Raw genomic sequence first — 25,021 nt, forward strand, 5'->3', positions numbered from 1 at the left:
GATTTTCCCTGCACGCAGGATTGCACCAACAAAAAAAGCACCGCCTAAAACGGTGCTCGGATTTCCAATGGCAGGGGTAGCTGGACTCGAACCAACGCATGCGGGATTCAGAGACCCGTGCCTTACCAACTTGGCGATACCCCTGTGCCTAAGTGTCGGACAACAGCTATTATACAGGAAAACGACCTGCATGGCAACCCCTTTTTCCCCGGGGCCTCATTTTGTGATCGTGACATGTGCGCCGACCGTCAGAACGGGAAGCGACGGGCCCTTCAGCAAAATCTGTCCCGGCATCGATCCGACCGCATTAAAAACGAGCGTGCAGTGCCCCTCTTCGCGCAGATTCGCATTCACATCGTCGCCGACCTTTTCGACGCGGAATTTGATGTCGCCCATCAGCAGCGTGTCGCCGGCCTTGACGTCTGCCTTGAGTTCGCCCTGCGTATGCTCGATGACCATGTCCGAGAGATTTGGGCGGATTCCTTCGTCGAGCAAAATCGCACTGTTGTTGTTCTCCAAGAACGATCGAGCCAAGTTTCCGATTGCTGTGATCTGGACGTCGTACTTCGTTTCCATGTCCCTTTCCTCCTACCAAGCATGCTGCGTGACAGATGGCATTACGATTAAAAAGCCACTTGTGTATAGTATAACATACATGACAGAAAAATCAATCGACTTTTTCCTGCTCGTTCGCCGCCGCAAGCGCCGATGCCACGACTTGATCCATATCGCAGTAACGGTAACGCGCGAGCCTGCCGCCTAGGATGAGATTCTCTTCTTTCGCGGCGAGTGCCGCGTACTTCTGGTAAAGCGCTTGATTTCCCGCATCGTTGATCGGGTAGTACGCCTCATCCCCACGCTTCCACTCCGCCGGGTACTCATGCGTGACCCACGTCACGGGCTGCTTGCCGAACTCGAAATGCTTGTGCTCGATGACGCGCGTGTAGGGGATGTCCGCTTCCGTGTAATTCATGACGGCGACGCCTTGATAGTTCTCCATCTCAAGGCGCTCCGTCTCAAAGCGAAGTCCGCGGTACGCGAGCGCGCCGAGCCTGTATCCAAAGTACGCATCGAGTGCGCCCGTGTAGACGAGATGCCCAAACCGCCCCTCGTACTGCGCGCGGGCCATGTTGTAGTCGACGCCCGTCCGCACTTCGATCCCCTCCAGCAGCCTGGCGACAAGCCGCGTGTAACCGCCAATCGGGATCCCCTGATAGCGTGCGTTGAAGTAATTGTTGTCGTAGGTATAGCGCACGGGCAGGCGGCGGATGATGAAGGCGGGGAGCTCGCTGCACGGCCGCCCCCACTGTTTTTCGGTATAGCTCTTGATGAGCTTCTCGTAAATATCGCGTCCGACGAGCGAGATTGCCTGCTCCTCCAAATTCCGCGGCTTGCCTTTGACCTCTGCCCGCTGCGCCATGATCCGCTCGCGCGCCTCATCCGGCGTGCGCACGCCCCACATCTCGCGAAACGTGTTCATATTGAAAGGCAGGTGATAGAGCATCCCGCCGAAATTCGCGAGCGGCGAATTGACGAATTGATTGAATGAGGCGAAGCGATGGACATACGCCCAAACATGGCGGTCATTCGTATGGAAGATATGCGCGCCGTAGCAATGGATCTGAATCCCATCGCGCTCCTCCGTGCGGACGTTGCCGCCGATCGCCGCCCTTCGCTCAAGGACGAGGCAGCGCTTCCCGCGCGCCTTCATCTCATGCGCGAATACCGCGCCGAAAAGCCCCGCACCGACAATCAGGTAATCATAGCTTCCCACGTGCATTCTCCTCTTTCTGCTTATGAATCCGTCTCCTCGACGATCCTCTCGTTTTTCGCCCGAGTCTCCCATGCCCTCGCAGCGACTGCCCCCATGCCAAGCGCCGTCTTGATGCCGATTCCGGCAAACGGCGCAAAGGCACCGAGAAGCCCAAGGACGCACCGTGCGAGCTCCGTCCCGCCAAAGCGGCAGGAAAGCATGCCGCGAAATCCCGTAATACGACGGCCTTCAAGCGAAAAATTCTCCGAATGCAGTGCGTAGCACGAGACCTTGCAGCAGCCCGCAAGACGCTCCGCCATATTTTCCTCCTCCAAACGAATCGTCCTAGAAAAGAGATTCCATCGCATGACAAGGCTTTGCACGATGAGCTGCGCCTCCGGCATCATGCAGTACGCTCCTTTCCGCTTGAAACTCGTCGGCGTCAGAAAGGACAGCGTCACACCGCGCGGTGCTTCTTTCGCCTCCATAAAAGAATCCGCAAGGTCCTCGAACGAGATTTCTTCCTGCATTTCTATCGCGCCCATGCAGACAGAATACCCCTTTTGCCGCAAGTTTAGCTCCGCATCGCGGGAAAGGGCAGCGCAAAACGCCTCTGCGACGCAGTCATCGAGCACGCCGAAGCGCCAATATGCCTGTCCGCGTTCCTTTGAAAACAGGAGGCTTTGGCTATAGGGGCGCATGCCCTGCACATGAAGATGCTCCGCCATGCTGCAGGGAATGCGCTCCATGAGTGCGCCATGGAGAACCGACCCCATCGATGCCGCGACGCGTTCGCCTTTCGGAAACGCAAGCGGGATCCCGAAGCGCCTCAGCATCCCTTTGCCTCCTCAAGGCGGCAAAGGCCCAATGCCCATGTATCCTGCCCGTACGCTGCGAGCTTCAGCGTGCGCGGCGAAAGCGCGCCGTCCTGTATCACGTGCTTGTGGGCGGGCCCCCATTTTCCTGTCTTTTTATCGGGGCCCGTAAATTTCTTGTCGAGGAGTCTTGCCGTAAAATCCCGCGCCTCCTTCTCGCTTGGCGCGAGCGCACGCACAATCGTCTTCGACAGGAATCCCGTGCCGCCGCCCAGCAAGAGATCCGCCTCTTCCGCCTCATCGAATACGTAGCCATACGCTCCGCCAAAGAACTTGCGCTGCCACGAAAGCCCATCCTGCGTATAGGCGCGCGTCCATTGCACAATCTCCGCAATGGATGAAATGCCAATCTTCTCCAGCATGGAAAAATCCGCCGTGATGGAAAACCGAAGCCGCCTGCCTGCCGGAATGCACTCGCGGAAGAGCGATATCGTACGCGCCTGCCTGCCGTCACGGCTCGTCTTCTGCGTCGCGTCCGTCTTCTGCAAAATGACCGTGTCTTTTTCCTTCTCCGGCACTGCGGCATCGCTGATGCGCAGCCCGCGCAGGACGCTGTTGACCGCATCATCGCGGCTTTTCGGATTCGCCCCGAGGCAATGGAAGGCTTCCGTCTCGAGGGATTGGATGACAGCGCTGCACGTCCTGTCAATCTCCTTATTCTTCTCCCACTGCACTTTACGCAAAAGTTCGTTCCAATACCGCTCGCGCACCGCTTCGTGCTGCTTCAGATAACGATAGAGCAGCCCCGTCCGCAGGGCGCCCTTCACCGCGCTGCCGGGAATATAGGGACGCCCATCGGCAAGCGCAGCCTGCAGGGCGATGTCATTTGCCGAGCCTTTATCCTTCTCGACCAACACTTGCGCACGGCGAATGGCAAGCGCGCGAATCTCTCGCTCAGCGATCCGCTTCGTGTGCAGGTAGTCCCATAAATACAGTCCCTTGAAATTGCCCTTTCCATTGAGTTTCCGCGCCGTATCCTCAATGTACTGCGCGAAGTCATCCGTCAGCCCGTGTTTTGCGAGAAATGAGATCCACGCAGGCTCGCGCAGGAAAAGCGCCTCTTTCCGACGTTTGTCAAACAGATATTCGTATGCCTTCAGCGTCGTGCCGTTCCCGACATGAACGGGGGCGATGCATACCAGATCCAATGCCTGTCCTACCAGTTTCATCTGTTTTCCCCCGTTATCCCCACAAAAAACCCGCAGCCATACCGATAAATCGGATGTCCCTCCGCCTCGCCAAGGCTCACAATACGACCTTCCATGCGCTGTGCAAAGCACGAGCCTGCCTCGACCATGCAGACGGAATCCTTCTTTGCGGCAAGGCGAACGCCTCCGATAAATCCGCCGCTCTTGCGCAGGCGATACGAGCCCTGCTGCACGAGCCGTATCTCATCCTCTTTCGGCAAAACGGATGCGATTGCCATCTGCTGCGGTGCAGCCTCTGCCATGAGCAGCGCATAGAGCGCCGTGTCGTCTTCATAGATGCCGTTTTCCTCTAAAAAAATCGGATCATCCGCCAAATGAAACGCACCGTATCCACTGCTGCGCTTGCCGCCGATGCCGCTCACACCGACAAGTGTCAAAATCTCCCGCAGCCAATCCGCATCCGCCTCGTCTGCAAGATACGCGACAAGGTAGAGTCCTGCGCCGGGCGCAAAATCGAACTGCCCAACGAAATAAGGAAGCGTCATCGCCTCACGGCAATTCACGCGCTGGCGCAGCGAAGCGCTGCCAAGCCGCACGGCTTCATCTGGAAATGCGTTTCCACTGGATCGTGCCGTCATATAGGCCTGCAGGCGACTCGCACGAAGATAGCGCAGTTTTTTCTGCCGCTTGTACGCCGTCGCCTTCTCGCACGACTCCGTATACGATGCGCCGCATGGCAGTGCCTCCCCTTGCACCAAAAGGGGGCGCGGCAAATAAAACGCCATCTCTTCGCCATCCAGCGCCTGCCATGGCAGAAGATTGGAAAGACGAAGCTTCCCTGCCTTCGCCTTTTCCAGCAGCGAATCCAAGGCTTCCATTTCGTCGGATGCGGCAAGCTCCGCGCAGAGCGCCGAAAATAGCGAATCCGCAGGAAATGCCATCTCCGTTCGCGTGAGACCGCCGCCCTCGCCCGCCGCACCAAAGTGGACGGGAGCATCAAACGTCAGCGGATAGAGGACATAGCTCATGCCAGTCCCCCGCCTTCCTCCAGCATCTGTGCGACCGTTTCCATTTCTTCCTCATGCTTCGCTCCGCTAAGCGAGAACTGCGCCACGGAAAAATCACGAAGCGACACCCTGCCGTAGCCACGAGAGCCATGCCCGCCCAGATAATCGAGCTGCAGGAGCTTGAGCCCATCGCGGAGCGTCTCCATGTCCTCCATGAGCTCTGCCTCGCGCTCGACATTGTACGTGAGCCGGAACGCAAACTCCAGCCCCGCAGGCACGCGCTCGATCTGGCGCGGATTTGCGCCCGCCGTGATGCGGTCGATTGCATTCTCCCACTTGACCTCGCCGAAATACGTATCGAGATCCATTTGCGCAAAACGCTTGCGCGTTTCCTTTGTCAGACGAATATCGAAAAACTGCAGGCGCGACGGCACGCCGCCCTCGTTTCCTTCTGCGGCTGAGCCGAAAAGGCGGGCGATGCGCGGCACGTCCTCGCTGACCTTCTTCATCTCGCAGCCATTGGTATAGCTCCTGGCGAGCAAGGTGCGGATCTTTCCTTTCAGGGAGCTGCCCGGTATCACCGGCTCGCGCGTCAGCGGGTCGCGTACGAAGGGGCTGTCCACCGCACCGATGGGCGCAAAATCCGACGATGCACCAATATGAAGCCCCGTCTCCAATCGCAGGATCGCTTGGATCTGAATCTTTCCCTTGAGTGTGCTTTGCTCTGCCATGACCATTAGTCCTTTCCGCCGTGAAATTTATGGTATGCGACGAGCGCCTCGATGAATCGCGCGAAGCGTTCATACCGCTCTACGCTGAGACCGATCCCATCGATTCGTTCCTGTATCTTTCCCTTTTCGCCTAATTCGCGCACGGTGCCGGTGCTGTCCCTTCCCGCTTGATAGGCGAACTTCACCTTGAGGTATTTGACCTGTTCGCCGAGCGCAGGGCTGAGTTCCTTCGCGCCTCCGTTCTTGGCGCGGTAGTCTTCCACCTTGTTTGTCAGCGTATTGACAGCAGCAAGAAATTTCCGTATTTGGCTCTTGGTGATTTTCGGCTTGCCCTCATTGTCCCGTTCCAAGCCCAAAATGACCTGCTCCGCTTCCCCCGCAATATCGGGAATGTGCACCTTTTCTGTCTGCGCCTTCATCATCCTGCCTTCTCCCCCTTCTCACGCAAGCCGTAAATCACGAGCTGGACTGCTGTCAGAAGCTCATGCCGGTCTTTTTCCTTTCGATACCAGCGGTAGAACGTTTCGCGCACTTTACGATACGCCGCCTTCTTTTCCGCCCCCTCTGACGCGCGCGGTTCAAGCCGTGCGAGCACATAGACGAAGCGAGCGAGGGAGATCGACACGCCGTCTGCTGCAAGAAGCGCGAGCAGACGGTAGAGTGCGCTCTTTCCCATCGTAATGCGACGCGCATCCATCCGCTCAAAAGCAATATGCTCGCGCAGAAAAGTAAGCTTCTCTCCGCATACGCCCTCGATGAAATCGCGCCAATGGTACGCCTGAACGCGCGGCTTCTGCCCCGCTTCCTGCTCTATGCCGAAAAGCGCGACGCCGTCTTTTCCGGGGAGCGCTTTTGCCGCATCCTCAAGCTCGCCCACGCGTCGTGCTATGTCCGAAATGGGATAGGCCGCGCGAAAGAGCCCAATGCCTGCCGAGAAGTGAAGCCTGCCTCCCGTGAAACGGGAAAACGCCCGATAGAGATCCACGGCGAACTCAATGATTTCATCCCATGCCCCAACGAGGAAGAGATCGTCCCCACCCGAATAAATGATATGCACCTTTCGCTGCGTCTCTTTCGGCGCGCCGAAAAGGGAGAACTTCTCATGCTCGCTCTCCCCGATGCCATTGACCTCGCCCGCACAGAGCGCGTTGATGTAATGCTTGAAGAAGAGCGACAACTGACGGGAAAGCGCCGCCGTGCGCGTCAATGTCGCATACTGCGCAGAAAAGCCCGCACGAAACGCTGCACCGAGATTGTCGACGTCAGCGCGAATCACACCGATGCGCGGAATTCCGAGCCCGTCATGCAATCCGCCCGCGCGCTGCGCCAAATCCTCAAACTCAAGCACTTCACCGCGTTTACCTCTCGCGACATAATCGCCCATCCAAAGATGCGTCGCGAGACGCTTTCCCGTGAGCACTTGATTCTTGACATACAGGCGGCGCGCCGAAACCATGCCTTTTTGCACCTCCGCCAGCGACTTTGCCGCAAGGCAGCGCGTGCCTGCCATGCTCGGAAGAGGCAATGCGTCCTCTTCCGGTTCCGACAAGACGCAAAAGACCTCCGCCTGTAAGATACGCTGCCCGAAGCGATACAATCCACCACACATCGGGCACGCCTCTGCCCCCGCCTCATCCGCAGGATACGGAGAAAGCACCGCCGCAGACGTATGGCATATCGCACATTCGCGTGCCGCATCCCGCACATGGTTGTATGCACTTGTCGGCGAGAACAGCGCCTTGAGCTGCGGCAGTGAGTAGCGGCTCGTCTTCTCCTTTTGAAGTGCTTCACCGACACGCGCGAATGCGTTTTGCGTGCCCGCCGAAAGGAAATCCTGTGCTGAGCAAGGAACGGACGCCATCGCAAAGGACAGGCGCGTCCCAAAATGCGTGAGCATCCAATCGTTCACCGTTTCGCGGGCGGCGTCAATCCGGTCCGTCATGTCCACTGTATTGGGAAGCAGCATGTAAAAGTGCCCGCCGCCTGTATAGAGAAGCGATGGCCGCGCAAGCTCCGCTGTCTCCAGGATCTCATCGGCGATGTGCTCCAAAAGGATTTCCAAATAAAAGGACCGTCCGCGCAGGCTCTTCAACGCTCCCTTGGATGGGATGGTGTAAAGAAAATCCTGTATGCCCGACAAATCCCCCGACGCGAGCAAGTACATCGGCTTCGCCCGCCAACGATCCGCATGCGAAACGAACGCCTCTTGATAATCCTGTACCCCCTCCGACTCACAGTAGTGATACATCGCCAATGCATAAGCCGCGGTCAAGCGCAGATGATCATAGAGTGAAATATCCGCCGCCTCGCCGCGTGCCGTGCTCGATGGCACATAGCTCAAAATACCCTCCAGCACCCGCAAAAGCTCATGGATCGACATACGAAATGGAGATTTCTGCCGGAAATTATCCTCCAAATCACGATAGAGTGCGAGATACGCGCTCTGTGTCGCGCGAATTGCTTCCTTAGGCTCTGGATAAAGCCTTGCCCCTTCATCACGCAGTCCGCGCAGATAGAAGGCGTTCTCCGCAGCATCCCCATCGCCGAACACATTGAACACACTCGCTAATGGCATCGCTGCCGAAAACCCGCTTTCACCATTGGAGCGTGTACGTCGGTCCGTTCCTGCCGCAAGATTGTCTGCTTCGTAAATGAGATAACTGATGTCGCAATAGTCAGCCTTCAAGGATCGTAAATCCGCCGCATGATGATGCCCGATTGCACGAAGGATGTCTGTATCCTCCTCCGTGGCAAAGCCTCTCAGAAAATCCACGCCAACGGACGAATGCGTTCGCTGCTCAGGTTTTGCACGAAGCACCAGTTTGCCAATATCGTGCAATAAAGCCGCTCGCAAGATTTTCTCGCGCAAAACATCCATGGCCTCATCTCCTTTAACAAGATTCATAATAAAATCTTTGATTTTCCTTATATTCTTTTATATTCTTTTCATCATACAATATTTCCTCTTTCTAATTTAATTTTATATCATCTATTATTTATTGCCTAGGTTTCCTGCTATAGCGAACAAAAAAACGTACCGAATGATTTCACGCCTAGAAAGGTCTATTCCTTGCGAAAATCGAAATCTTCGATACTTTCAATGCTTCATGATAGCAACGGAAACAAAATGCAACGACAACATTCTCCGTCCCCTTTCGGGGCAATGTTTTGAAAATTATTTTGCATCCGAAGTTCAACGCATCCTGCAAGATTTGCGTTTCCGTCCCCTTTCGGGGCAATGTTTTGAAAATCCTATCCTCGTGACGCCTTGTGCGCCAACCGCTTTTTCGTTGTTTGCGGGAGTGAGGCTTTGTCGGGGAAGCTTTGACCTCGGTTTTGCCTCCGATGCATGCTCTTCCCTTTTGCAGGCTGGCGCGGGAGTGATTCAAAAAATAATCACATCTTCCACATGGCGATCGCCTATCCCCCACGAACGCACCATGGTATGATTCGCGAGCAGATAGATTCGCAGGGAGTCCGTATCCGCATCGATAAGCTTACACGTTTCTTCTACCATTTTATCATATTTCTTTTTTGTAAGAAATGCTTCAAATGCAGATTTTTGGACGCGCACGGCATATTTTTCAAGACACTTGACCATTTTGTTGCGCCGTTTGTTTTCTACAATGTCATAGATGACGAGGATGATGTAACGACGCGTATCTTCTGCAATAAATTCATTTTCTTCATAATCCATCATCGTGCTCACCTTAGAAAAATCGGTTCATACATCTCAAGGTTCTGCGCCATCATCGCCTGTGCGTACTGTGCGACTTGGCGGCCAATCGTATGACGGTAGGAGTGACTGCCTTCCATATACTTGTTCTTTGTCCGCATTTTCTTTTCGTAGGCGCGGAAGAATATCGCACGCCCTTCACGCGTAAGGAATACGCCAGGCGTTCCATCTTCGTTCTTTTCAAAGTGCTCCGGCTTGATTTCATGACGATGGACGAGACTCAGCACCATGGAATCCACGATAACGGCGCGCCATTCTTCCAGGAGGTCTGACGCGAGCGCAGGATGGCGATTTTTGAGCGCATGGAAAAAGCCGAAGTATGGATGAAGGCCTTCATTGCCAAGCGCAGTGTAGATTTCGTATAGAAGAAGCGTATAGCCTAGGCTGAGCATCGCATTGAATGCATCGAGCGGCGGCTGCTTGCTTCGCACCGAAAAGGCGAACGCGGGCGGCACCATACGCCCAAGTGCCTGAAAGTACTCGCGTGCCATGATTCCTTCATATCCCATGAGCTGCTCGCTCGTTTCCGACTGAAAGATGTGCTTGCGGAGCGCCAAAATCTGGCGTACCGCTTTTTGAATTTCCGGCGATTCATTGTAACGAATGTAGCGCCGCAAGATCGTCAACTGATTGTGCACTTTGCCCGCAATGCATTTCTTCGCGAGCGAAAGGGCAAATGCCGATCCTCGCTGCAAGACCTGCTTTTCCTGCCGAAAGACTTGGACATGCTGCGTCGATTCAAGCCGTCCAAAGAATCGTCCCGTATGCGATAGCCATGTGACGGGTATGCCGAGACGCAGAAGTTCGGTCATCGCCCGCGAGGAGACCTGCACATTTCCCACGAGCACAAGCCCCTCCAATACTTCTTCCGGGATTTCCATGATGGTCTCCCTATTGCGCCCTACGACAAAGACGCCGCCACGCTTTTGAATGCATGCTCCTTCCTCGGTGATATAGGCAAAACTCAATGTGCTCTCCTCCTCGCTTATGGACGCCAGCAGCGTTCCATGCGACGTTCGACGTAGGTCACGATCTGAAGATTGGTCTGATCGGCGATCTCCTCCGCCTCGCGGAAGTATTTGCCGACATCCATGGCACGATGCGCATCTGCGCCGAACGTCACGTAGCGCCCGCCGAGGTCGTAGTAGCGCTGATAGATGGGCACGAGTTCTTTGATCGCATGGCGGTCGCCGAGACGCCGTGTATTGAGTTCGAGGACGATTCCCGTCTGGATGACGGCGCGAAGGACCTGATCGATTTCGGGACGGAACTCGCCATACGTGAGATCGGGGTTTTCATACGGCGCATAGCGCGCAATATAGTCGATATGCCCGAGCACGTTGATGAAATCATGGTAACGGATGCCCGCCTCCATTTTGGCAAGGTACTGACGATAAACATCCGCGCGTTCCTTTCCTTCGTATGCCTCCGCATCGTAGAGATCCCTGCCCCCCAAGATATGGAGCGAGCCGATGATGAGGTCGAACGGCACGCGCGCGATGAAGGCACGGCTGCGCTTTTCCGTGGATGCGCGCATGCCGACTTCGACGCCGAGCCGCAGCGTGTGGCTCCGAATCGGTTCGTATTCCTTCCAATACGCTTCAGGGTCGAACGTAAAGTCCGCTTCGCTCGGAAAATCGTAGTCGAGGTGCTCGGTAAAGACGATCCCGATTCCTTCCGAAGCCGCTTTTTCGACGGCGTCTTTCGCCTTCATTTCCGAGTCCGCCGAGAACCGCGTGTGCATATGGCTGTCAAACAGCATGTGAATCGCCTCCCTTTTCACAGTCGAGCGATGGAACACGCATCGTGATGCCGATCATCACGATGACGAGGCAGATGATGCCCACGATAAGACCAACCCAGCCGTTCGTTACGATGCCGTCGACGATATAGCCGACAAGGCTGCAGGACGCCACGACGACGACGTAGGGGATCTGCGTGCGGACGTGGTCGAGGTGATGGCACTGCGCACCTGCCGAAGCGAGGATCGTCGTATCCGAAATCGGCGAGGCGTGGTCGCCGCAGACGGCCCCTGACAGGATCGCAGCGACGCAGATCGTGAGGAGCGCCGGCGTCTCCACGCCGAGCACGGCAATCGCGATCGGGATCAGGATGCCGAACGTGCCCCACGATGTGCCCGTCGCGAAGGCGAGACATGCGGCGACGAGGAAGAAGATCGGCGGCAGGAAGGTCATGATGGACGCATTCGCCGCAACGACGGTGCCGACGTAGCCGCCGAGATTGAGGTACTCCTTGCTGCAGATCCCCGAGAGCGTCCAAGCGAGGCACAGGATGAAGATGGCGGGCGTCATCGCCTTAAAGCCCCAGCCGAAGCTGTCGCAGAACGAGTTGAACGTGACGATGCGGCGCAGCAGGTATAAAAACCCCGTAAACACGAAAGCGATGAACGAGCCGAGCACGAGCGACTTCGATGAATCGCAGTTCGCGAATGCGTCTGCGATGCCCTTGCCCTCGTGGATGCCGCCCGTATAGAGCATGCCGTAGACGCAGGCGGCGATGAGCACGATGAGCGGCAGGATGAGGTCGATCATCGTGCCGTGTCCCTCATCGTGGCTCACGGATGCTTCCGCAGTGTCCTGATACTCTTTCGGGATCTCAAATTTTTCATTGTTCGCCGCGATGCTGCGCCCCATGGCGGAGAAGTCCCGTCCCGTCCATATCATGAAAAGCATGAAGAGAATCGTAAGCCATGCGTAGAGGTTGAACGGTATCGTCTGCAAAAAGAGCGAGAACCCGTCAATCGTGGAATCTTTTGGCAGCGATGAGCCGACGGCCGCCGCCCAGCTCGAAATGGGCGCAATGATGCAGATCGGCGCTGCCATCGCGTCGATGATGTAGGCAAGCTTCGTGCGCGCGATCTGGAACCGGTCCGTCACGGGGCGCATGACCGTGCCGACCGTAAGGCAGTTGAAGTAATCATCGATGAATATGACGATGCCAAGAAGTGCCGTGACGAGCGAAGCGCTGCGGCGCCCTTTTATCGTGCGTACCGCCCACTCGCCATAGGCGCGTGTCGCGCCCGAGCGCGAAATCGCTGCGACCAAGATGCCGAGAATGACGAGGAACACGAGGATGTTGACGTTGCTCCCGACCTTGTCCGCCATGACGGCAAACATCGTGAGGATCGACCCCAGGACGCTGCCGCCCGTGAAGAGCATTGCGCCGGAGAATATGCCGATGATGAGCGACATGTAGACTTCCTTCGTCCATAGCGCCAAAACGATCGTGATGATCGGCGGCAGGATGGACCATGCGGTTTCTGCCATACTATACCAACTTTCCTAGAATCATAAAAGAAATGCACATGAAGCACGCCTCGCAAATGCTCTCAGAACGCATCTGTGAGACGTGCGAACTCCGCAAGAGAGAGCGTCTCGCCGCGCCGCGTCGGATCGATCCCTGCGCGCTCCAAGGCATCGCGGATCGCTTCTTTCGGAAAGCCGCCGCCCTTCAGGGCATTGGCGAGTGTCTTGCGTCGCTGGCCGAATGCGGCGCGGACGACGCGGAAGAAGCATGGCTCGTCCTGCACGGGGACAGCGGGCGCCATACGCACACGGCAGTGCGTGACGCAGCTCGTGACCTCAGGCGCGGGCAGAAAGGAGCGCGGCGGCACGTCCATGACGACGCGCGGTTCGGTGTAGTACTGGACGGCGATGGAAAGCGCGCCGTAGTCCTTGCCGCCCGGCCGCGCGACCATGCGCGCAGCGACTTCCTTCTGCACCATCGTGACGATATCCGTAATCGGCAGGCGGCGTTCGAGGAGCGTCATGAGGGTCGGCGTCGTGATGTAGTACGGGAGGTTCGCGACGACCTTGAATGCGCCCTCTCCCATGATGGCAGGGATGTCGGCCTTTAGGATATCGCCCGGCACGATGGTGACGTTGTCGTATCCCGCGAGCGTCTCGGCGAGCACGGCAGGCAGTTTTTTATCGATCTCGACCGCCGTTACCTGCGCCCCCGTCTCGGCGAGCGCCTGCGTCAGCGTGCCGATGCCGGGGCCTACCTCAAGCACATGGTCGCCTTCACGGAGGTCTGCCGCTTCGACGATGCCGCGCACGACGCCCGCGTCGATGAGGAAATTCTGTCCAAAGCTCCGGACCGTGCGAAGGCCGAATGCCTTCAGGATATGCTGCGTGACCTCACGGCTCGCGATTTTCGGACGGATTCCCTTCGCTTCAGCGTCCATCCTCTTCCTCCATTTCCATTTCTGTAAGTGCCTGCTCGAACTCCTCGCGCGTCACGCCGTAGTGGTTGAGGCGCAGGAGGAACGTCTTCGCGTTCGCAAAGCCAAGCCCAAGGCGCGCGCCGAGGTGCGCGCGCCTTGCCGATGCATTCGCTCCGCCCGAGAGACCGTTTTGTATGAGATCCTTGCTCGTGAACCGCTCGGACGATGCCCATCCGAGCGTGCGCACCGTTTCGAGTGCGCGGCGGATCGATTCGGGACTCGCCTGCTCGATGCCGATGTCGCCCGCAGCCGTCGCTTCCTCGCGCGGCACGAATGCGTGCTTTGCGGTGGGGAATCGCTTCGCGAGGAATTTCCGGATGCGCTCGCCCGCTGAGTCGGGATCGGTCAGGATGATGATGCCGCGCCGTTTGGCCGCCTCTTCGATATTCTTGAGCGTGCGGGGCTTCAGGTTGAAGCCCTCCGTGATGATGCAGTCCGCCTCGACGGCTTTGCCAATGGCAACGACGTCCATCTTGCCTTCGACGATGAGCACTTCCTTGATCATAGCGTTCCTTCCTTCGTTCTCTTCTTCTGTTGCACACGTCCGCCTGCCGCATGGGAATCCAGTACGGCCTGCACGGCCGCGTAGACGTCTGCATGGATCGCCGCGCGGGCGCGCGGCGCGCCGCCCTCGCTGCAGGCGATGCGCTGCCAGCCGTACTTGCCGGCAAGCATGCAGTACGCCGCATGGCAGCGACGCAGATAATCCCGATCTTTCTCGTGGATGTCTTTTGCCATGTGTTCCTTCTTTGCGCGCGCCTCGATGAGGCGGTCGGCGACATCGGGCGCCATATCGAGGAAAATGACCCTGTCGGGCACGGGGAGGCCGAGCTTTGCGAACTCAAAATCCCAAAGCCAGTCGAGGAACGAATCGCGTTCTTTGGCATCCTGGATCTTGACGGCCTGATGCACCATGTTCGAGGTCGTATAGCGGTCGGCCAGGATGACCGCGCCCGCCTCGTAGTCTGCCTTCCACGCCGTGCGGTACGAGGCGTAGCGATCGACGGCAAAGAACGTCGATGCCGCATAGGCGCTGACATCGTCCGCATGCGCACCGAAATCGCCCGCGAGGTACATCCTGACGAGCGCCGAAGAATCCGACTCGTAGACGGGGAATGCGATGCGGCGCACGCGGCGCCCCTCTGCCTGCAGCCGGTCGCAGAGCAGTTTCGTCTGCGTCGCCTTTCCGGAGCCGTCCCCCGCCTCGATCGTAATGAGTTTTCCTTGTTTCATTTTCTCTTCCCTTTATTCCTGCACGACGAGCAAGCGCTCCAGTGCCGCATCTTCCGCGCCGCTGACGTTCAGTCCGAGCTGCTTGCCCGCCGCGATATAGCAAAGGCTCGCCTCGTCCACGACATCGCCGGGCACGAGTACGGGAATGCCCGGCGGGTAGAACATGACCTGCTCTGCTGCCGTGCGCCCTTTTGCCGCCCAAAACGGGACGGCTTCCTTTTGGGCAAAAAACGCCGTGCGCGGCGCCATGGCCTGTGCGGGGATGGGGGGAAGCGGCGGCGGTGCAGGAATCGCATGGGTCTCCCTTCGATGCGTCGCAAGGGCGCAAAGCGCACGAAGGAGCTTCTTCGCCTCGCACTCGCCGTCGGCATAGGAGAGAATAAAGAGCACGTTGCGCGCATCGGACAATTCGCATTCGATCTTGTACTGGTGGCGCAGGATGGATCCCGCTTCGACGCCCGTCAGCCCGAGCCCCGCGACGTTCACGGTGAGCTTCGTGACATCGAGATCGTACCGGCCTTTCGCCTCCAAGTACGCACGTCCGAAGCACCAAAGCCCGTCGATTTCGTTGATCGCGCTGCGCAGATGCTCCGCGAGGCGGACTGCCGCGCCGACGCGCGCCTTTCCGCACTCCGCCATTTGAAGCCGCGCAATGTCAATGGAGGCGAGCAGGAGCTGATTCGGGCTCGTCGACTGCAGGAGGCTGGACGCCTGCCGCACGCGTTCCGGCGCGACGCGCGAGCCGCGCGCCAAAAGCAGGGAGCCCTGCGTCATCGCGCCGAGGATCTTGTGCGTGCTCTGTGCCGCCATGTCGGCGCCCGCCTCGATCGCCTGCGCGGGAAGTGCCTCGGAAAAGCGGAGATGCGGGCCGTGCGCCTCATCGACGAGCAGCGCCATATCGTGCGCATGGGCGATATCCGCAATCGCGGCGAGATCGGTCGTCACGCCGTAGTACGTCGGGTTGACGAGCAGCACGGCGCGCGCCTTCGGATGCCGCTCGATGGCATGCCGCACGGTCTCAGGCGCGACCCCCATCGCAATGCCGAGCCTCGCGTCGACCTCCGGCGCGAGATAGATGGGACGGGCGCCCGCGAGCACGAGGGCACCCGTCACCGAGCGATGCGCATTGCGCGGCACGAGCACCGTATCGCCAGGGACCAGCGCGGCCATGAGCATCGCGTGAATCGCGCCCGTCGTACCGTTGATCATGAAGTATGCCGCATCGGCGCCGTATAGTTCTGCGGCGAGATGCTCCGCCTCGGCAATCGAAGCGTGCGGTGCATGCAGGTCGTCGAGTTCCTCCATGAGCGAGACGTCTTCACGAAGCCCCTCCTCCGTGATGAGCGCAGAAAGGAGCGGATGTGCGCCAAGCCCCTGCTTATGCCCCGGCGTATGGTACGGGGCTGCGCCGTCTGCCGCATAGCGGCGCATGGCTTCGGCGATCGGCGCGCGGCGCTGGCCGCACGATGGATTCGTCTTTCCCCTCGCCTTGTTCATCGTCGCCCTTTGCGCGGTGCTGTCTTCGCGCCCTTTTTCCTGCCCGCTGCGCGTCCCGATCCTTCATCGCGCGGCGTGCGGTTCGGGACGCGCAGATGGACGCGCGTTCCCTTGCCCGGCACGCTCTTGATGAGAATCTCTGCCCCGATGATGCGCGCGCGCTCCTTCATGCCGAGCATGCCGAAATGACCGCGCGGCTCCTCAAGCGGGTCCCGCTCCTCTGCCTCGATTTCCGCCTTGGCCTTTTCTTCCTGCGCATCGGGATCAAATCCATTGCCAAAGTCCTCGATGAGCACGGAAAGCGCCTGCTCCGCGTAGAGCATGCGCACGCTCGCCTGATCGGTTCCCGAATGGGCAGCGATGTTGTTGAGCGCTTCCTGCACGATGCGGAAAATCGCGATGCCGACGTGCTTCGGAACATCGTACTCCCTGCCGTCGACGCCGAACGTCGCATAGACGATCTCGCGTGCCGCCATCTTGCTGATGAGCTGCTGGATCGCCGCCGTGAGTCCGAGATCATCGAGTGCCATGGGGCGCATGTCGAAAATGACTTGCCGCACGTCGCGCAGGCAATCCCCGATGCCATGGCGGAGTTCCACCGCCGTCTTCTTCGCCTCTTCAGGATCGAGATCGATGAGCTTTTCGATGACGGACGTCTGCAGCATGAGATGTGCCATGTCCTGTGCCGGTCCATCGTGGAGGTCGCGCGAGATCCGATAGCGCTCGTCTTCCTGCGCCTTGATGATGCGTGCGCCGACGAATTGCTTCTGCTGCACCGTCTCGATCTTCCAAACGACGCCCGTAAGCTGTGTCGAAAGGTAGGACAGCACCGAGCCGACGGCGAGTGCGAGATGCTCCGCTTGCTGAAGCATCCGATTGAGCCCCCGCAGGCGGCGTTCGAGCTTATCGCGTTCCTCGCGCAGCTTGTTCTCGTGCTCGCGCGCATAGCCGAGCGCAATCTGCACGTTCGTGACCTGCTCGTAGCACGCGCGAATCTCCGCTTCGGAGTAGGTGGTGAAGTTGCCGCTGACCTTGACAAGGTTCTGCTTTTCCTTCTGCTCCTCGCCAGAGAGACGATCAACGTCGGCGATCGTGATCTGGATTTCGGCGCGCACTTCCGATAGGCGCTTCCGTGCCTCGTCCAGCTCGCTGTTCACTGCCTCGTAAATCTCAAAGATCTGCGCTTTGCTCGTCTCAATTCCCTCGATGGTGTTGTTGAGGATATGGCGAAGAGACCCTTGGCGCATTCCGCCCACATCGGCTTGCTGTCCGCTTCCCTTATCCTTTTTCTTGTTCATCGAACCGCCTTCTTTCTCATTTCCTGCGTCCCCTGCCAACCATCCGCAGCAGCAAGAGGGCGAGGAACGCACCACCCAAGAGGCAGGGATCCTCGATCTTAACCAAATGCTCCAGTTCCTCTCCCTGCACCGTTGCGGCAATCGCCGCAACGACGAGGAGGGCGAGGAGCCGATTCGATAGACCGCGCGCATGCGCTTTGATGAATCCGATGGGAATCCCCTCCACTCTTTCGATTTCATACCAATCGATATCGTTCAGCCTTTATAAACATAGGTACGATGATATTGCAAATATTGCTCCCTTTTCCCATCAAGCTGTGAATGCAGCTTCGGCAGATCCATTCCGTCATAGATATGAAGCCGCTTTTGGTTCATGGGACTAATCCATGGAGACACCTTTACTTTTCCATCTGCCTGGAATGTAATGTAGCCTTGATCAAACAGGCGATCATACGTCGGCGTCAGGGCGAATCCATTTTTGGGATCCGTTTTTTCCGAATCAGTGGACTTCGCCCACGGTTTGATATGCGAAGCAATGAGCAGGCGTTCATCGTTTACCAATGTAAACGGACAACAGCCCACATCGTCCAGCAGCTTTCTTCGATATTCTCCCTGTCCTTGACGGGCTTCCGAAAGTGCTGCTTTTTTCTTATCGGAAAGTGCCGATGCCTGAATGCGCGCTTCTTCTTTCCGTGCAAAAAGGGAATCGTATGCCAGAATATCGCTCTTATAGTCGACAAAAATACGGCAATAATAAAAAATTTTATTCTTCGCATCTTTTATTTTCATAAAAGAAAGATAGCTGATATTCGGCAGCCCTACAGCCCGCACAAGATCATAATATGGCGAATCCGATTTTAGATACACGCGCGGCGGATTCACAGAAACACGCGTCATCGAGAAGCGCAGAATCCTCCCCGCGCACGTACCAATACGCGATTGAAGCGACTCGAATAATTGCGGCATGCTTTCTTTTCTCACATATTCCTGCTGTGGATTCAAATACTCCTCCCGTGCGTCCATCATATATTTTTTAAAATCGTCCAAAAGGAAGAAGAAGGTCCGTCTCAAGTCATCAAAAAACGTGTTGACACGGTCGCCTTCATTGCCAACATACAGTTTCGCCTCACCGTGACCGCTCCCGATCTTGTTTTTTACAAAACTATCCGCAAGCGTGACGTTGTTCAGTGTTTCGAGAACCTCATACGATTTTCCTGCCAGGGAAATCTTCGGCATCCCCAAGCCCCCTCTCAATTGCGGGACAAGCCTCAAGCATACATTCCACGATATGAATCAGGACATCGACCACAATCGAGTTTCCCGCCTGTTGATACATGGCGGTATCCGATACGACAATCTGAAACGAATCCGAAAATCCCATCAGCCGCAAACATTCACGCGGCGTGAGCTTGCGCAGGCGACCATCTGTCGTAACGTAATTGTCCACGCCCGCCCGGTGCATTTTGTGCATCGTCGTAAGCAGGGGGCGCGCAATATCCAAATCGGTTTTCGGCCTGCTGTAAAAATTTTTTGTACCAGGCGCAAGAACATATTTTCTCACCTTTTCGGAAAGGAAATACTTTTCTAGGTCAGGAATCTGCTTCTCTTCTGCCTCTTTCTCGGACTGAAAGACAAAATCCCCATGCCAGTTAAACTCTTGATTTTTCTTTTGGCAGAGCTGGATTTTCCCATCAATCTGCGTAAATTTCTTTGTTAAATTTTTTTCATCTGTCACAAAGTCCACGCCTTTTCGCGGCAGAAAATATCCGCCTGGCACCGCATCGAGCAAAAAATCTTTCATGTGCCGTTCAAGGGGGACAGGCGCAGGAAAAGAAAATACCCGCTCTTCGGGAATGTCGTTTCGAAACCCTACGACGAAAAGCCGTTCCCGATTCTGCGGTATGCCATAATCCTTTGCATTCAGTACACGCCAGCTATAACGATATCCCAGTGAGGCAAACACTTCCTGCATCTTCGCCCACGTCCTGCCTCTGTCATGCGAAAGAACGGCCTTGACATTTTCATAGAGGAATGCTTTCGGGCGCACCTCATCAATCAAACGGGCATACTCATAAAAAAGCGTGCCTCGCGTATCCTCCAGTCCGCGCTGCTTTCCAACAAGGCTAAAACTTTGGCAAGGGCTTCCTCCAACGAAAAGATCTACTTTGCCACGATACTGCCTTCCATCCAAAAACGCTATATTCCAATGGTAGTCCTGTTCCGAAATGGCGTAATTCGCAAAATAAGACGTCCTTACTCGGTTGCGCGATTCAAGTCCTTGATACAGCGCATCCACATACGCTTTGCGCTTTGCCCAGTCCTCCCCCATCGCATCGAGTTCACGCTGCACCTTCATATAGTTTATCTTTTCATGCAGTTGGCTTGTCCGCTGGGCAAGGTCTTGCATGGTGCGAAGAAGCCTCTTGCCACATACGCCTTCAACATAGGCTGCCATTTCCTTCATTGCGGTCTGAACAAAGGCAGCATCCTTTTCGTCAACACCCGAAAAAATCTTTTTGCGGTCATGCTGCAGCTTTTCGGCCAACTGAAGAAACGCCAGCTTCGATGACATCCCTTTCCCTGCCTGCATTTTGGCACGAAAAGCACGGTACTCCCGTTCCCTGGCCTTTGGCAAAATGGTGCAGCGCAGCACCATATCTACGAAATGAACCGCACGATCCATATCCAAAGGCGGCAGTCTTTTCATTGCCTGCATGACATTTTGGGCCTCTCGATCCGCTTCCCTTAGCATATTGGCAAGTTGTTCCTTATAAAGGTCTTCTACGCCATCATCAAACTGAAGTTCAGCGATGAGCCTGTCAAGCGTACGAAGTTCGGAAGAAATTTCCTCCGCATCGACAGGAATGTGTTTCGTCAGCACATCCACTTCGCCATTGTCGCAAGCGAATACAATCTCATAAGGAAGCCCCATCCGCTTCAAGGCGTGCTCAATCGCTCCGATCCCAGAAAAACAAGTTGCCAGTCGAATCACGCAAATAGCTCCTATCAAAATGCCTCTTGATCTTCAACGTCCTATCCACATCATCATACTAAAAAGCAGCTTGTCTTGCAAATCCGCAAAAATATCGTTACAATAGATACGGTATATTCGGGGAGTTTGCACACTTCCCCAAGAAAGGTGAGCAACATGAGTATTTTTTCGCGTTTTCTGCCGAAACGAAAGCCGGTAGAGATCCAAAACAACATTCCGAAGGAAAAAGCGTACATCCGAAAGGCGTTCGGCATGTACTGCCACAAGCATCACGGCACGTCCGGCGACAAGCTCTGCCCGAAGTGCACGGCGCTCCTCGCAACCGTCATGACGAAAATGAATCGCTGTCCTTACGGCATCACGAAGCCCATCTGCGACCGCTGCGACCGCCCATGCTTCGGCCCGCAGCAGACAAAGGATTTCCTTGCCATCATGAACCGCATGTCGACGCGCATGTTCCTGCGCCACCCCGTCATGGCATTCAAGCACAAGCTCATGAGCATGGGCGTCGAGTACGCGAAGTACCAGCAGCAGAAAAAGCTCGACGGCAAGATCAAGGCAAAAGAAAAGGCTTCCAAGGAGCGCAAGAAAGCGCGCAAGAAAAAATGACATCCCCTGCCAGCCGAGCGCGCGCAAGGGGACATCATCGAAGCATCATTTGACGCGATACAGCCGTACAGGTTCTTCCTGCGCGGCTTTTTCGCGTGCGAGGCGGTCTTTCTCCTCCTCGATCCTGCGGAACTTCTGATGTTCCGTTCCCTGCCTGCAGATGTTGATGAGGATCCCCATCGCCATCATCGTGACGATGAGCGATGAGCCGCCGTAGCTGATAAACGGAAGCGGCACGCCGACGACGGGTCCGATGCCCGCGACCATAAGGAGATTGGCGGCCGCCTGCCCTGCGACGAGGAGCATGATGCCCATCGCGAGCACCTGCCCATAGACATCCTTCGCGCGCGCCGCCACGCGCGCACAGCACAGCACGAGCAGGACGAAGAGCAAAAAGACCATGAGCGCGCCGACGTAGCCGTGTTCCTGCGAAAAGATCGCGAACGCAAAGTCCGTATGCGCTTCCGGCAGGTATTCGTACTTGCTGACGCCATCGCCTAGCCCCATGCCGAACAGCCCGCCCGATCCGATCGTCGAGAGCGACTGCACCGTCTGATAGCCAGTCCCCTGCGCATCCGCCCACGGATCGAGCATCGTCTTTATGCGCTGCAGGCGGTACGGCTGCATGGTGATCATGAAGCTCGCGCCTGCGGCCATGAGGACTGCGAGCCCTTTGATCTCCAGCCCGTTCATGCCGACGATGACCGCCATGAGAATCGGGATGCCGATGACGATGCACGCCGTGCCCATGTCCGGCTCGAGCTCGATGAGCGCAAAGAGCACAAAGAGCAGCCAGTATGCCCTCCCGCGCAGGATCGTCGCCTTCTGTTCGAGCTTCATGCGGATCGTCAAATACTTTGCCGCAAAGACGATGCCGACGAGCTTCGCGAACTCCGCCGGCTGCAGGCTGAATCCGCCGAACGAAATCCAGCGCCGTGCGCCATTGACCGTCACGCCGGCAACGAGGACGAGCACGAGCAGCGCGGCGACGATGAGGAAGAACCCCAGCGTCGCCATCGGGCTCTGCCATCGATGGTAGTTCGTGCGGCTGATCAAAAAGCAGATGAGGATGCCAAGCACGAGCCAAATCACATGGCGGATCAAGAAATAGTAGGGATTGTTGAAATCCGTCGTCGCGAGCACGAAGCTTGAACTGAACACGTTGATCGTCCCGATCATGAGCAGCACGGCCATGATGACGACGATCGGCTCTGCATCGCTGCTCCAAATCGTCTTACGAATCCGCATTGCAGCGCCTCCTCACGCGAACACGACCTCGCAGCGGTTGATCTTCTCGCCAAGCCCACTGAACTTCCGCTCGTACTCCGTCTCGATGTTGTCCGCACGATGCTCTGCATGAAGGTCGTACGAGATGTCGCGCACGGCGAGCCCGGCCGCCTCGAACTCTTCGAGGGAAAAATCGAAGAGCGGGCGGTTGTCGGTCTTGAAATGGAGCGTTCCGCCTTTTTCAAGCAGCCGCCGATACGTTTCGAGGAAGTCCCGATACGTCAGGCGGCGCTTCGCGTGGCGCTTCTTCGGCCACGGATCACAGAAATTGAGGTAAAAGCGTGCGACTTCGCCGGGCGCAAAGATATCCTCGATGTGATGGATGTCGAATACGAGCAGGCGCACGTTCGGCAGATTCGCCGCCGCGACCTTTTTCGCCGCCGCGTACAAGACGTCCTGCTGCATCTCGATGCCGATGTAATTGATCGCCGTGTGGCGTGCGGCAAGCTGGCTGATAAAGTCGCCTTTGCCCGTGCCGAGCTCGACGTGAAGCGGCGCAGCGCGGTGAAATTCCTCTGCCCACTTGCCCTTTCGCTCCTCGCCGATCGTCCTGTCCTTGCTGACGACGAACGCATCGTACGCATGGATCGCTTCATCAATCCACGGCTTCCTTCTCAAACGCATGGTTTCTTCTCCAAATGATATTTTTTTAGGTAGCGGTAGAGCGTCACGCGGCTGACGCCGAGGAGGTTGGCGAGACGGCTCACGTTGCCGCCCGCCGCCTGCCACGCCTTGATGAAGACATCGCGGTCTTCCTTCCAGGTGCTGTCGGGGCGCACGTCCCCCATCAGGCTGATGTCCGCCGCCCCGATCGCCTCTCCTTTTGCGCTGAAAAATGCCTGTTCCAGAACGGTCTGAAGCTGCTTGATATTGCCGGGCCAGTCGTATCCCATGAGCTTCTCTTCGGTCTCAGGAAGGATCTTCTTCGGCTTCATCTGATGCTGCTCGGCGAGTTCTTCAATGATTTGCCTCGCGAGATTCGGGATGTCCTCGCGGCGGCTGCGGAGGGCGGGAAGGCGCACGACGCCGCGCGCGATCATCTTGCAGAGCGTGCGGGAGAAAAGACCGCGCTCCGTCAGGCGGCGCAGATCGCTGTCGCACGCCGCGATGATGCGCACGTCAATGTCGCGCTCCACCGATTCGCCGAGTCGGCGCACCTTCTTTGCACGAAGCGCTTCGGCGAGCTCGTCAGCAACGACTTTCGGCATCTTCTCGATCTCATCGAGAAAGAGCGTGCCGCCCGAGGCGAGCTCAAGCCGACCTGGATGGCTTGCTTCGGGCGTGCGCTGAATGCCAAAAAGCTCCTGCTCCAATATCTCCTGCGTCGTATCACTGCAACGAAGCGAGATGAGCGGGCCTTGTGCGCGCGCGCTCGCCTGATGGATGCCGTGCGCCATGCGCTGCTTTCCCGTGCCAGGCTCCCCTTGCAGCAGGATGTGCCGCGTGCCGCGTGCGAGGCGAGCCGCGCGGTCACGGGCAGCGGCGAACGCTTCGCCCTCGCCGACCATCGAGGCGAGACTGTATTTCGCCGTATAGCCTGCCGCATGTGCGACGAGCTTCCGCAGGTCCTCGATGGGCATCGAGACGACGACGACGGATCCCGGCATCCCCGGCATCGTGCCGCCCGCCTCCATCTCGCAGCCGAGCGGCACGACCGTCGTGATATCCTCGTACGTCTTCGTCGGCGTGATCCACGTGACTTCCTTATTATAGGACGGCACGCCATCGAATCCCTTGTGGATCGGCGTATGCGCGTAGTTCAGGATGACCTCGCTGAGATTCGCCTTGCCCGTCTCCGTCGCGCCGATATCCGCAAGCCGCGTGTGGCCGAGCTTGTTCGCGTAGGTGACCTCGCCGCCCGGCAGGACGTGGTAGACAGCGAACGGCGCCGCATCGAGGATCGCCTCTCCCGCGGCAAGATGCATCGTACCCGACAGATGGCGTTCAAGGGAATGTTTCAAGGTGAGGAGAAGCGAGATGATTGCATCCGGCGGAAGATCCGACGCGCTGACGGATACGAGCGAGACGATGTACCGGCACGCGCCTCCGATGCAAACAGGTGCGGAGCAGGCATCGCCGCACTGGCACTCCTCGACCCACATCTCAGGGCCGAAAAGGAAAAAAGGCGCCTGATGTGCATGCGCGATGCTGATGCTCGACGTGCCGACGTTTTCGAGCCCGACGCGCACGCCCTCAATCTCGCCCGGCGTGCGCTGATAGTACGGAAGCGAATAACTCTTCAGCACGCGGCAGTCCGAATCCATGAGGAGCAGCGACAGATTGTTCTCCTGAAAGAACTCGCGGATCGGATCGGCAAGCCCCGCGAGATAGTCGATCGCCACGCGGTGCGTCTCCTGCAAAGCGGCAAACGCCTCAGGGGAAAGCCGGTCCTTCGTATTGAGCTTATCGCGGCGCACCGAGAGACGGCGCGTCTTCTGCCACGACTGCGCGACCCACGGATGCACATTCGCGTCGATCGTGCCGTCTTCGATGAATTTCTTATAGTACGCTTCGAGCTTTGCCCTGCTTCGATGCTCTCTGATCATAGCGTAGCCCCCTACTATCTTCCTGGACGATTGCCCGCTCGATTTCCAGTTCCTTTTTTATTG

24 protein-coding genes and 1 tRNA gene are annotated in these 25,021 nt (G+C 57.3%); 1 reads left to right on the plus strand and 24 read right to left on the minus strand.

Annotated features, from left to right (window positions below; translation table 11 throughout):
• Nucleotides 1-68 precede the first annotated feature (68 nt).
• From HMPREF1985_RS08910 to HMPREF1985_RS09010, 21 genes are all read right to left on the minus strand, one after another.
• Nucleotides 69-144: transfer RNA gene (locus tag HMPREF1985_RS08910), tRNA-Gln, on the minus strand.
• A gap of 72 nt (nucleotides 145-216) precedes the next feature.
• On the minus strand, nucleotides 217-576 hold the full coding sequence (locus HMPREF1985_RS08915; RefSeq protein WP_021772272.1) for a PTS glucitol/sorbitol transporter subunit IIA: 360 nt from the start codon (nucleotides 574-576) through the stop codon (nucleotides 217-219).
• A gap of 91 nt (nucleotides 577-667) precedes the next feature.
• Complete coding sequence (gene glf / locus HMPREF1985_RS08920) at nucleotides 668-1,774, minus strand: UDP-galactopyranose mutase (RefSeq protein WP_369758573.1); 1,107 nt, start codon at nucleotides 1,772-1,774, stop codon at nucleotides 668-670.
• Between the two features lie 20 nt (nucleotides 1,775-1,794).
• A complete protein-coding gene (gene cas6, locus HMPREF1985_RS08925; protein WP_021772274.1) occupies nucleotides 1,795-2,589 on the minus strand; it encodes a CRISPR system precrRNA processing endoribonuclease RAMP protein Cas6 in 795 nt (264 codons plus the stop codon).
• Nucleotides 2,583-3,797 carry a type III-A CRISPR-associated RAMP protein Csm5 gene (csm5, locus tag HMPREF1985_RS08930; RefSeq protein WP_021772275.1) on the minus strand — a complete coding sequence of 405 codons (1,215 nt, stop codon included), beginning with the start codon at nucleotides 3,795-3,797 and terminating at the stop codon, nucleotides 2,583-2,585. Before csm5 ends, cas6 begins: the two co-directional genes overlap by 7 nt.
• Nucleotides 3,794-4,804 carry a type III-A CRISPR-associated RAMP protein Csm4 gene (locus HMPREF1985_RS08935; protein ID WP_021772276.1) on the minus strand — a complete coding sequence of 337 codons (1,011 nt, stop codon included), beginning with the start codon at nucleotides 4,802-4,804 and terminating at the stop codon, nucleotides 3,794-3,796. Before HMPREF1985_RS08935 ends, csm5 begins: the two co-directional genes overlap by 4 nt.
• Nucleotides 4,801-5,514 carry a type III-A CRISPR-associated RAMP protein Csm3 gene (gene csm3, locus HMPREF1985_RS08940; protein ID WP_040637561.1) on the minus strand — a complete coding sequence of 238 codons (714 nt, stop codon included), beginning with the start codon at nucleotides 5,512-5,514 and terminating at the stop codon, nucleotides 4,801-4,803. Before csm3 ends, HMPREF1985_RS08935 begins: the two co-directional genes overlap by 4 nt.
• 5 nt (nucleotides 5,515-5,519) lie before the next feature.
• On the minus strand, nucleotides 5,520-5,936 hold the full coding sequence (gene csm2 / locus HMPREF1985_RS08945) for a type III-A CRISPR-associated protein Csm2 (RefSeq protein WP_021772278.1): 417 nt from the start codon (nucleotides 5,934-5,936) through the stop codon (nucleotides 5,520-5,522).
• Nucleotides 5,933-8,392 carry a type III-A CRISPR-associated protein Cas10/Csm1 gene (cas10, locus tag HMPREF1985_RS08950; protein ID WP_040637552.1) on the minus strand — a complete coding sequence of 820 codons (2,460 nt, stop codon included), beginning with the start codon at nucleotides 8,390-8,392 and terminating at the stop codon, nucleotides 5,933-5,935. Before cas10 ends, csm2 begins: the two co-directional genes overlap by 4 nt.
• A gap of 507 nt (nucleotides 8,393-8,899) precedes the next feature.
• Nucleotides 8,900-9,214: a CRISPR-associated endonuclease Cas2 gene (gene cas2 / locus HMPREF1985_RS08955; RefSeq protein WP_021772280.1), complete on the minus strand. Its 315-nt coding sequence runs from the start codon at nucleotides 9,212-9,214 to the stop codon at nucleotides 8,900-8,902.
• Between the two features lie 5 nt (nucleotides 9,215-9,219).
• Nucleotides 9,220-10,218 (minus strand): CRISPR-associated endonuclease Cas1, encoded by a 999-nt coding sequence (cas1, locus tag HMPREF1985_RS08960; protein WP_021772281.1) that lies wholly within the window; start codon nucleotides 10,216-10,218, stop codon nucleotides 9,220-9,222.
• Nucleotides 10,219-10,235: 17 nt separating this feature from the next.
• The gene (locus tag HMPREF1985_RS08965; RefSeq protein WP_021772282.1) at nucleotides 10,236-11,012 is read right to left on the minus strand and encodes a histidinol-phosphatase HisJ family protein; all 777 of its coding nucleotides are present in this window, start codon (nucleotides 11,010-11,012) and stop codon (nucleotides 10,236-10,238) included.
• Complete coding sequence (locus HMPREF1985_RS08970; protein ID WP_021772283.1) at nucleotides 11,002-12,537, minus strand: Na+/H+ antiporter NhaC family protein; 1,536 nt, start codon at nucleotides 12,535-12,537, stop codon at nucleotides 11,002-11,004. The genes HMPREF1985_RS08965 and HMPREF1985_RS08970 overlap by 11 nt, the downstream gene beginning before the upstream one ends.
• 62 nt (nucleotides 12,538-12,599) lie before the next feature.
• Nucleotides 12,600-13,457, minus strand: coding sequence for a 16S rRNA (adenine(1518)-N(6)/adenine(1519)-N(6))-dimethyltransferase RsmA (gene rsmA, locus HMPREF1985_RS08975; protein ID WP_021772284.1), 858 nt, complete (start codon nucleotides 13,455-13,457; stop codon nucleotides 12,600-12,602).
• Complete coding sequence (gene rnmV / locus HMPREF1985_RS08980) at nucleotides 13,447-14,001, minus strand: ribonuclease M5 (RefSeq protein WP_021772285.1); 555 nt, start codon at nucleotides 13,999-14,001, stop codon at nucleotides 13,447-13,449. The genes rsmA and rnmV overlap by 11 nt, the downstream gene beginning before the upstream one ends.
• Nucleotides 13,998-14,729 (minus strand): dTMP kinase, encoded by a 732-nt coding sequence (locus tag HMPREF1985_RS08985; RefSeq protein WP_021772286.1) that lies wholly within the window; start codon nucleotides 14,727-14,729, stop codon nucleotides 13,998-14,000. The genes rnmV and HMPREF1985_RS08985 overlap by 4 nt, the downstream gene beginning before the upstream one ends.
• Nucleotides 14,730-14,741: 12 nt before the next feature.
• Nucleotides 14,742-16,226 (minus strand): aminotransferase class I/II-fold pyridoxal phosphate-dependent enzyme, encoded by a 1,485-nt coding sequence (locus HMPREF1985_RS08990; protein WP_021772287.1) that lies wholly within the window; start codon nucleotides 16,224-16,226, stop codon nucleotides 14,742-14,744.
• Complete coding sequence (locus HMPREF1985_RS08995; protein ID WP_021772288.1) at nucleotides 16,223-17,524, minus strand: sensor histidine kinase; 1,302 nt, start codon at nucleotides 17,522-17,524, stop codon at nucleotides 16,223-16,225. Before HMPREF1985_RS08995 ends, HMPREF1985_RS08990 begins: the two co-directional genes overlap by 4 nt.
• A 16-nt stretch (nucleotides 17,525-17,540) precedes the next feature.
• The gene (locus tag HMPREF1985_RS09000) at nucleotides 17,541-17,750 is read right to left on the minus strand and encodes a hypothetical protein (RefSeq protein ID WP_021772289.1); all 210 of its coding nucleotides are present in this window, start codon (nucleotides 17,748-17,750) and stop codon (nucleotides 17,541-17,543) included.
• A gap of 29 nt (nucleotides 17,751-17,779) precedes the next feature.
• The gene (locus HMPREF1985_RS09005; protein ID WP_021772290.1) at nucleotides 17,780-18,760 is read right to left on the minus strand and encodes an HNH endonuclease; all 981 of its coding nucleotides are present in this window, start codon (nucleotides 18,758-18,760) and stop codon (nucleotides 17,780-17,782) included.
• Nucleotides 18,726-20,516: a DNA cytosine methyltransferase gene (locus HMPREF1985_RS09010; protein ID WP_051349100.1), complete on the minus strand. Its 1,791-nt coding sequence runs from the start codon at nucleotides 20,514-20,516 to the stop codon at nucleotides 18,726-18,728. Before HMPREF1985_RS09010 ends, HMPREF1985_RS09005 begins: the two co-directional genes overlap by 35 nt.
• Before the next feature lie 156 nt (nucleotides 20,517-20,672).
• Between HMPREF1985_RS09010 and HMPREF1985_RS09015 the strand changes: the two genes are divergently transcribed.
• A complete protein-coding gene (locus HMPREF1985_RS09015) occupies nucleotides 20,673-21,125 on the plus strand; it encodes a nitrous oxide-stimulated promoter family protein (RefSeq protein WP_021772292.1) in 453 nt (150 codons plus the stop codon).
• A gap of 45 nt (nucleotides 21,126-21,170) precedes the next feature.
• Here HMPREF1985_RS09015 and ftsW read toward each other — a convergent pair whose 3' ends face one another.
• From ftsW to HMPREF1985_RS09030, 3 genes are read right to left on the minus strand one after another with little or no spacing between them, the layout of a single operon-like run.
• On the minus strand, nucleotides 21,171-22,373 hold the full coding sequence (ftsW, locus tag HMPREF1985_RS09020) for a putative lipid II flippase FtsW (RefSeq protein WP_021772293.1): 1,203 nt from the start codon (nucleotides 22,371-22,373) through the stop codon (nucleotides 21,171-21,173).
• Nucleotides 22,374-22,385: 12 nt separating this feature from the next.
• Nucleotides 22,386-23,036: a tRNA (guanosine(46)-N7)-methyltransferase TrmB gene (trmB, locus tag HMPREF1985_RS09025; protein WP_021772294.1), complete on the minus strand. Its 651-nt coding sequence runs from the start codon at nucleotides 23,034-23,036 to the stop codon at nucleotides 22,386-22,388.
• On the minus strand, nucleotides 23,027-24,958 hold the full coding sequence (locus tag HMPREF1985_RS09030) for a sigma-54-dependent Fis family transcriptional regulator (RefSeq protein ID WP_021772295.1): 1,932 nt from the start codon (nucleotides 24,956-24,958) through the stop codon (nucleotides 23,027-23,029). Before HMPREF1985_RS09030 ends, trmB begins: the two co-directional genes overlap by 10 nt.
• Nucleotides 24,959-25,021 lie beyond the last annotated feature (63 nt).

The organism is Mitsuokella sp. oral taxon 131 str. W9106 (assembly GCF_000469545.1).
Lineage (GTDB): Bacteria > Bacillota > Negativicutes > Selenomonadales > Selenomonadaceae > AWVT01.